Here is an 8914-nt window from a genome sequence, read left to right on the forward strand (position 1 = left end):
CATTTGGAGCGGACGCTCGCCCTCTACGATCCGACCGCCCATGGGTCGCTTGCCTTCCTGTTCGCGCAGGATCCCAGTGTGGCGGGGCTTTCCGTTCTATCCTGGGGACTGTTCGCCCTCGGCTACCCTGAGCAGGCCCAGGCGAGGAGCGAAGAGGCATTGAGCGGCGCGAAGGAGTTGTCCCACCGCAACACCCTCGGCTATGCCCTCCTGTACGGCTGCATCCTGTCGCAGCTTCGCCAGAATCACGACGAGGCCGGCGATCGGGCGAATGCGCTGATCGCGCTGGCAGCCGAGCAGGACTCCCCACACTTCCTCGGAGCCGGCATCATCATTCGCGGTTGGACGCTGGGCGAGGCCGGGGATCTTCGGGCCGGTATCGCGCAGATCCGAGACGGGCTTTCGATGTGGCAGGCCACCGGAGCGGGCTTCCTGGTGCCTTATTTCCGAAGTCTGTTTGCTGAGATCCACGTCCGGTCGGGTGCAGTGAACGAGGGCTTGGATCTTGTTACCGAAGCGCTGCACCGAGTGGAAGAAACCGGCGAGCGATGGTTCGAGGCCGAGCTGCACCGGATGACGGGCGAGCTGATGCTACGGCTGCCTAATGCCGATGCGAGCGGCGCGGAAGCACGGTTCGGCCATGCGGCGGCAACCGCGCGCCAGCAGGGCGCCAAGCTCTGGGAGTTGCGCGCAGCGACACGCCTTGCACGATTGTGGAGAGAACAGGATCGGTGTGCCGAGGCACGAGACCTGCTCACGCCAGTCTATAGCCAGTTCACCGAGGGCTTTGCGACACCGGATCTACAGGCTGCCAGGGCAATACTTCGAGAGATCACCGCTCGCTCCGAGCCGACGACGGATCCCAAATACCAGTAGTGATGCTGCATACACTAACAAGCGCTTAGCCGATTCGATCTCGACCGGAATCTCGTCGGTTTTAAGCAGTGGCGTGCCGCCTGTGAATGGCGGCTCAGGGTCACAGGCGGACGATCGAAGTTAGGCCAGCAACTCTCGCCTTGAAAGCGGACCATTGCTCCGCGCTCAGCCGGGGCAGCTTCGGGCCAATAGGCGACCGCTGTGCAACAAGCCGGTGACCGCGGAAACAATGTCAGGTTGTCGCACTTCAGTTTCTCCGGAGATGTAGCGCGCGGGTGACAGACGCTGCGGAGAACAATGGTAGGTTGTAGCTGGGGCGCAAGGGATTTGAAACCTGAGTCGACACACGATGAAGAAAATCTTGCTGAGCACGGTTGCTCTCATCGCACTCGCCATTCCTGCCTCAGCCGCTGATCTGGCGGCACGGCCCTACACCAAGGCGCCGCCTCCGGTGGTCGCTCCGATCTACGACTGGAGCGGCCTCTACATCGGCATCAATGGCGGCGGCTCGGGCTCGAAATCTGCCCGATGAGCAGTTGCCGTCGCCCTCGAGCCGCGCGATCTCCGCCTGCAGCATCACTATCTTTGTTGGCAGTGCGTCTCCGGCCTGGCGACTGCCTAGTTGCCGTGGCGTATGCGGCATTTCAGCGAGATCAACGCACACCAATGCGTTGCCATTATCCGAAAGTGAGCGCGGCAACTGGCGCCGCTTGGCAAGCGACGAGCGGCCACTGGCGAGATTTTCAGGCGGGCAGCAAGTGCGACATATGTCAGGTCTCAATGGGCATCGGCCGTCCTCCTTGGGAACGAACCGGACAGTGTGCGCTGATAACCAAAGGCCAGGCCGCCATGGTTAAGAGATCGTTAACGCGCGAGCAGTGACTGCCGATTGAGCGCGTGGCGGAGGGGGCACGTCGAACCGCTGACCTMGCCTCGGGAGGRCGCCGGCCGAAGGGTGATGACTTGGTGCGGCGGCAGCTGAGTGGCTGCGATCGCACATCCGATGTTATGGCAAAACTCTGCCTTTGGGCGACTAGYGCRTTCTCATCTTGACCGGACTGCTKGRGCTGCCAYTATTCGAGGTGGGGTTARCCCCTTCATTTTTGCRGAAGRTAATTKYGACCACGCCCGTCGGGAGATGGACGATGACCGAAGAAAGAATTGCTCGTCTACGGACCCATAAAAACAACATCGATCGRTATCGGCGCTTGCTCAAGACCAAGTTGAGYGAGATTGAACGGCAATACCTCGAAAAGCGGCTTTCCGAAGAACAAGCTGCAATGGGAATACATTTGAGCGCGGCTGAGCCGCCACCGATTATGGTCGCCCCGAAATGACCACCTCAGCTCGAATACGATCTCTTACGTTAGARAGCGCCCCTGCTTGAGTACCTCTTAATGGTACSCGTCCGACCTACCGTTTGTGCGCCACGAGCGGCATGATGGCGGCGCAGTACGCCGTGAGGTAACGACCATGATCAACGACCGCCTCGTGGAGCCGCCGCCGATCCCCCGCATCCGCAAACTCGGCATCGTCGGGACTGCACTCCTCCTGCTTGGGTCAAYGGCCGCCTCCAGCGTTCTTGGCGCGGGAGCGCGCATCTCTGAAGGCTTCGAACCGTTCGAGAAATCAGCGAACGAGCGCGTCGCGCAAGCCTTCGATGACTTTAAGGATCTCGCATCTAYCCCTGACGAGCTGAAGATTGCACTGACSTCGCTGAGMGAGAGAATTCAGAGCCCGCAGAAACCGCCGGTTCAGGCTGAAGGCAATGAATGACCTGATCTGAAGGCTGCTACCGTTCGCACATCAGATGTTAYGGCATAAGCSGGCCRWTGGCCGACGGTTGTCCGCTGATTACTGTCCGCTCTATCTGCGAAAGAAGACCTGGTCAGGACACATGCAAAGGTCCGCGCCAGGCCAGTAACCGACTTGCGAGAAGTGGCAGCTATGGGCGGCAAAGCGGACATCGGCCGACGAGTCGGCTTCGACCTCCATCCTTTCCTCCACCCCCGAAGTTCCCTTGGTGGACCGGATTTTCTTGGTTTCGTTTGCAGGTGACGGAAAGCCGACCCGCTGGGCTTGTAGGTGCTCCTCATCCGCGAGACATTCTGTCGCTGAACCATTCGTTTTGCCGGAGGACTAACCTCTAGGCGGATATCTGCCGTTCGCAATGTCGAACGGGCTTGCAGCGGGGTGATTCTGCGCCACGTCGGTTGCAACAGCCGTGGGCGTGGTCGTCCTTTCCGCTGATCCGTCCAAGTGAGAACTGACTGCCGAAATACTACCGCTAGTAACGGAGGAGATGCCATGACGCAGATCCGGCTGGCCTCGCTGCAGGGCGAGGCGATTACGCTTGAAAGCGATGCAATTGAGGCCTTTCGCCAAACCTTGCGGGGTAACGTCTGTCTGGCCGAGGAGCCGGGCTACGATGAAGCACGTACGATCTGGAATGCGATGATCGATCGCCGCCCAGGCGCGGTCGTGCGCTGCAAAGGGGCCGCAGACATCATTCGTGCCGTACGGTTTGCGCGAGAGTACGGCCTCTTGGTCGCGGTGCGCGGCGGCGGCCACAATATCGCGGGCAATGCTGTTTGTGACGGCGGGCTCTTGATCGATCTCTCGCTCATGCGTTCCGTCCGGGTTGATGCATTTCACCGCACGGCGCGCGTGGACCCGGGGGCAACGCTTGGCGACTTCGACAAGGAGGCGCAAGCTTTCCGCCTTGCTACCCCGCTCGGGATCAACTCGACGACCGGCGTTGCGGGATTGACGCTGGGCGGCGGCTTCGGGTGGCTTAGCCGCAAGTTCGGGCTTGCCGCCGACAATCTGATCTCGGCCGACGTGGTGACGGCCGAAGGTGAGCTCGTCCGGGCAAGCATCGCCGAGAATACCGACCTGTTCTGGGCGCTGCGCGGAGGCGGAGCCAATTTCGGGGTGGTGAGCTCGTTTGAGTTCCGCCTGCACCCTGTTGGCCCAATGGTTCTGGCCGGGCTTATCATCCATCCCTTTGCCCGGGCGAAGGAGCTGCTCGCGGGCTATCGTGACGTCGCCGCCAAGGCGCCCGATGAGTTGACCGTGTGGGTGGTGCTCAGGCAGGCGCCGCCGCTGCCGTTCTTGCCTGCCGAGGTTCACGGCAAGGAGATCGTCGCGTTCGCCGTCTGTTATGCGGGAGATGAGAACGAGGGCAAGCGTGCGTTGGAGCCGTTGCGCGCGCTCGGAGAGCCGATCGCGGACGTGATCGGCATGCAGCCCTTCGCGACGTGGCAGACTGCGTTTGACCCACTGCTCACGCCCGGCGCCTATAATTACTGGAAGTCGCACAATTTCGTTGAGCTGAAGGACGGGCTCCTCGACACGCTGGTAAGTCAGACGACAAGCTTGCCGACCGGGGAGTGCGAGATTTTCATCGGTCAGCTCGGCGGTGCCACCAGCCGCGTAGCCATCGACGCCACGGTGTTCCCCCACCGCGATGCGAAGTTCGTCATGAACGTTCACACACGATGGCGCGACCCGGCGGATGAGCAACGTTCGATCAGCTGGGCGCGTCAGCTCTTTGCTGAGACCGCATCCCACGCAACCGGCGGCGTTTACGTCAACTTCATGCCGGAGGACGAGACCGATCGCGTGGCGGGCGCCTACGGCCCGAACTATGCTCGTCTCGCGGCGCTGAAGGCCAAGTACGATCCCGGTAACCTGTTCCGGTTAAACCAGAACGTCAGGCCGTCCGCCGCACAGCGACCGGCTGCCTGACAAGAAACCGTAGTTGAGGGGCCAACGGAGACGAAGTTGGACATCGGAGAATGGCTGCGCACCCTGGGCTTGCAGTCCTATGAGCAGACGTTCCGCGACAACGGAATTGACCTTGAGATCCTGTCCCATCTGACGGTTGAAGATCTCAAGGAGATTGGAGTCCAGGCCGTAGGCCATCGGCGGAAGATTCTCGATGCAATCGGCCTGCTGCCAGCGGACCTGGCGGCGGCGCGGACCCCTGCGTCGGTCGAGCGACGTCAGCTCACGCTCATGTTCGTCGACCTCGTCGGATCCACCGACCTCAGCCGCCGTCTCGATCCCGAGGAACTGCGCGAGGTCATGCGGGCCTACTCGAATACGGTAGCGGGAGAGATTGCGCGACTGGAGGGCCACGTCGCGAAGTTTCTGGGAGACGGGGTGCAGGCCTATTTTGGCTGGCCGCGCGCAAGCGAAGATGCGGCGGAGCAAGCCGTGAGGGCGGGACTTGCCGTCGCAACAGCGGTCAGCGGCCTGTCGTCAGGCGCAGGGGGCCTGCTGGCGGCACGTATCGGCATCGCCACCGGGCTTGTCGTGGTGGGCGATCTGCTCGGGGAAGGTGTTGCGCAGGAGGAAACGGTCACCGGGGAGACACCCAATCTCGCTGCCCGTCTGCAACAGGTTGCGGAGCCCGGTACGGTCGTTATCGCCGACAGCACGCGCCGCCTGGTCGGCGATCTCTTCGAATTTGTTGAGCTCGGTTCCCTTCAGCTCAAGGGCTTTGTCGAGCCGGTCCAAGCGTGGCGGGTCATCGGCGAAGGCAGGGCAGAGAGCAGGTTCGAGGCCCTGCACGGCACCCACGTCACGCCACTCGTCGGGCGCGGCGAGGAACTCGATCTGATGCTGTCACGGTGGCGGCTTGCAGAAGGAGGGGCTGGACAGGTCGTCTTGCTTTTTGGCGAGCCGGGAATTGGAAAATCACGATTGGTGCTCGCACTGCGCGAGCGGCTACAGACCGAACAAATCGCGCTCGTCAGCTATGCCTGTTCGCCGCATCACCTGAACAGCCCGCTCTTTCCCTTCATCTCGCAGCTCGAGCGCGAGGCGCGGTTCGCACCTGAGGATGCCGCGGAAGCACGGCTCAAGCGCCTCGAATTACTCCTTGGCGAAAACGGCGAAGGGCTGTCTAGCGATGCAATCCAGCCTCTTGCCGATCTGCTTGGCATTCCAACTGAGAGAGCGAGCACCCAGCCAGAGATGTCGCCGCAGCAAAGGAAGGCGCTCCTGTTCCGCACATTCCTGGCCCGGCTCAATCGACTTGCCGCTTGTGGCCCGGTTCTGATGGTGCTTGAAGACGCGCACTGGCTCGATCCGACCTCGCGCGAGCTGTTCGACCAGATCGTGGATCGTCTCCAGGACTTGCCAGTGCTGGTCGTCGCCACATTCCGCCCGGAGCTCCTGCCGCCATGGACCGGGTTTCCGCACGTCACGTTGCTCATGCTGAACCGCCTGCCACAGGCGCAGGTGGTCGTGCTCGTCGACCGGATCACCGAAGGTAAAGCGCTTCCCGCCGAGGTTCTCGATCGGATACTGGAGCGGACCGAGGGTGTGCCGCTTTTCACCGAGGAGCTCACGAAGGCCGTTCTTGAAGCCGGGATTCTCCGCTACAACGGCGCTCGTTACGTGCTCGCCGGGGCATTCCCGTCCTTGGCGATTCCAGCGACGCTGCACGATTCGTTGATGGCGCGGCTTGACCGTCTTGCTCCCGTCAAGGAGGTCGCCCAAATCGGAGCCTGCATCGGCCGCGAGTTCGATCACGAATTGCTTGCTGCAGTCGTGTCGATGCCAGAGGTGGAGCTCGCCGCGGCGCTGGACCGCCTGGTGGCCGCAGAGCTCGTTTTCCGGCGGGGCCTCGCGCCTGCCGCTACCTATGTCTTCAAGCACGCCCTGGTGCGCGACGCCGCCTATGAAAGCCTGCTCAAACGGCGCCGCCAGGAATTGCACGCGCGGATTGCCACGTCGATCGAAGCGCTGTTTCCGCAACTTATCGAAGCGCAGCCGGAGCTCGTCGCCCGTCACTTCGGCGAGGCCGGATTGGCAGAGAAGGCCATTCCATACTGGCTGAGGGCCGGTCGCCTAGCAGCCGCTCGATCGGCGAATATGGAGGCAATTGCCCATTTGAGATCAGGGCTCGAGTGCGCCCGAACACTTCCCCTCGGCGCATCACGCTCGCGCTTCGAGCTCGACCTGCAGCTTGGGCTTGGCGGCCCGTTGATTGCAACGAAGGGATTTGCGTCGCGCGAGGCGGAAGCGGCGTTCCAGCGCGCGCAGGAACTCAGCCGCGAGCTGCAGAGCGAGGCTGATCTCTCCGCCGCGTTGAAGGGGCTCGGCCACGTCTATCACGTGCGCGCCAATCTGCGCGAGGTCACAAGCCTCGTGGAGGAGACGGAGTTGCTGGCCAAACGAAGCGGTGATCCCGTGCGTCAGGCCGAAGCCGATCATCTTGCGGGAGTGCTCTCGTTCCACCTTGGCCAGTTTCAATTCTCGCGCGATCGGCTCGAGAGAAGCGCACAAGCCGGCGAATACCGCGGCCGCTATTATTCCGAGGTTTACGGAATTAATATGAGCGTATTCTGCCGTGCCTATATGAGCCATTGCGACTGGCATCTCGGCTATCCCGTTCGTGGCCTCAGGATTGCTGAGGAAGGGCTCGCCGTGGCGCGTGAGATTTCACATCCATTCAGCATCGCGCTCGCGCTCAACTATCTGGCGATGCTCCATCAATTCCAGCGGGAGCCAAATGCCGCACTGCGAGCCGCTGTCGAGTCACGCGACATCTGCGCCAAGTACGGCTTCAACTACTATGGCGCATGGGCCAGCCTCGTTCGCGCCTGGGCGATTGCAGAATCCGGCCGGCTTGACGACGGTCTTGCGGACTTTGATGCGGGGCTTGAGGATTTCCGGCGTACAAGTGCGGGGCTACGTATTCCGCACCATCTCGGCTTGCTCGCCGCGCTTCGTCGCAAGGCTGGAAACGCCATGGCCGGGCTTCGGGTCATCGACGAAGCGGTCGCACTTGCGGACGCAAGTCTCGAGAGCTGGTGCGCCGTCGAACTTCACCGGGAGCGCGGTGAACTGCTCTTGCTCGCAGCCGGGGCGGAGGCCGAAAATCAAGCGGACGCGGAGTTCGAGGCTGCGATTGAAATTGCCGCTGCCCAGGGAGCAAGGCTGCCCGAGCTTCGCGCAAGCGTTGCGCGCGCCAGACTTCAAGCGGCACGCGGCATGCGGCGAGAGGCGCGCGACGCTCTTGTGCCGATCTACAGCTGGTTCAGCGAAGGCTTGGAAACACGCGATCTCGTGGAAGCTCGCAAGTTGCTGGCAGACTTGTGACCAAGTTGACGCATTAACCACTCGATCTGGGTTAGGTCGCAGCCGACGACCGGACAAGACAGAGCATCTCGCAGGCTGACTTTGGGGTTGAACCGCTAGGGTTGAAGAATACACACCTGTGAGTTTGCAAGTGATTGATCTCTTGCTTGTTCTCCCCGGCTGGTTTGCCGGTCGCTGCAAAGACTGTCGGGCCGCTCTAGACACATGGCCTTGAAGAAATCCCGGGGTGAGAATGGTCCCCGCCCAATCCCCAGCGAAGGCCGCCCACTCTGAGCAAAGTGGGCTTTGTTCTATTTGTGAGCTTTTTTTGCGTCTGATCCAGTGAGGCCAGCCCTGAGAACGCCTCACGCAAGCTTTGCGACCTGCCCTGTCAACCTGACTGTCAACCGTGTCAACCTTGTCAACCTAACTTTTCAATGCCTTCAGCTACCGCGTTCGCGAGGTGCGAATTACCCGCGGGCCATCCAGATGCCAGAGGGACCCATGAGAAAGGGCGGTTGGCCCGCTCCTAAGTTCTTAGCTGCTGCATGCACGATTTTGCAATTAGGTCGGCAACTGACCCACGGCGTACCAGAGAAACATCGCCTATTGGTGCATCATCAATTCGGCAACGAGGCTAATCATCACAAACGCCGGCAAAATCTAACGACCACCAAATCGGCTCCTATCCGGATCACGATCACAACAATCAAAGGAAGTCTCCTCATCGTCACGATCACCACGAGCATCACGAGCATCATGATCATTGTCGCGACCGTAACGCTTGATGATGCTCGATTCACTGAATCATGTTGCTCGCACACGCGATCCATGTAAGCTCTTTTCAATCGTCTCCCACATGGGATTTTTACGACACGTTGGCTCACGATCGGAATGCGGGGAACCTCCTAGGTGCAGGGAGAGATATTGCCATCCATGAGTC

General features: G+C 61.3%; 4 protein-coding genes and 1 pseudogene. All 5 read left to right on the top strand.

Annotation, left to right across the window (positions count from 1 at the left end):
* Positions 1 to 876 (top strand): annotated as a pseudogene (locus AC1D00_RS14565) (AAA family ATPase); the annotation flags it as partial.
* A gap of 349 nt (positions 877 to 1225) precedes the next feature.
* Positions 1226 to 1408: a hypothetical protein gene (locus tag AC1D00_RS14570; RefSeq protein WP_135178241.1), complete on the top strand. Its 183-nt coding sequence runs from the start codon at positions 1226 to 1228 to the stop codon at positions 1406 to 1408.
* A gap of 941 nt (positions 1409 to 2349) precedes the next feature.
* The gene (locus AC1D00_RS14575) at positions 2350 to 2652 is read left to right on the top strand and encodes a hypothetical protein (protein WP_477011147.1); all 303 of its coding nucleotides are present in this window, start codon (positions 2350 to 2352) and stop codon (positions 2650 to 2652) included.
* A 531-nt stretch (positions 2653 to 3183) separates the two neighbouring features.
* Positions 3184 to 4626: an FAD-binding oxidoreductase gene (locus AC1D00_RS14580; protein WP_135178243.1), complete on the top strand. Its 1443-nt coding sequence runs from the start codon at positions 3184 to 3186 to the stop codon at positions 4624 to 4626.
* 36 nt (positions 4627 to 4662) lie between these two features.
* On the top strand, positions 4663 to 7992 hold the full coding sequence (locus tag AC1D00_RS14585) for an adenylate/guanylate cyclase domain-containing protein (protein ID WP_135178244.1): 3330 nt from the start codon (positions 4663 to 4665) through the stop codon (positions 7990 to 7992).
* Positions 7993 to 8914: the final 922 nt, after the last annotated feature.

This window comes from Bradyrhizobium sp. P2_E8 (assembly GCF_056403875.1).

Bases quoted from the DNA above. Each gene is read 5' to 3' on its own strand.
- AC1D00_RS14570 (WP_135178241.1), top strand. From the start codon at position 1,226: ATGAAGAAAATCTTGCTGAGCACGGTTGCTCTCATCGCACTCGCCATT.
- AC1D00_RS14580 (WP_135178243.1), top strand. From the start codon at position 3,184: ATGACGCAGATCCGGCTGGCCTCGCTGCAGGGCGAGGCGATTACGCTT.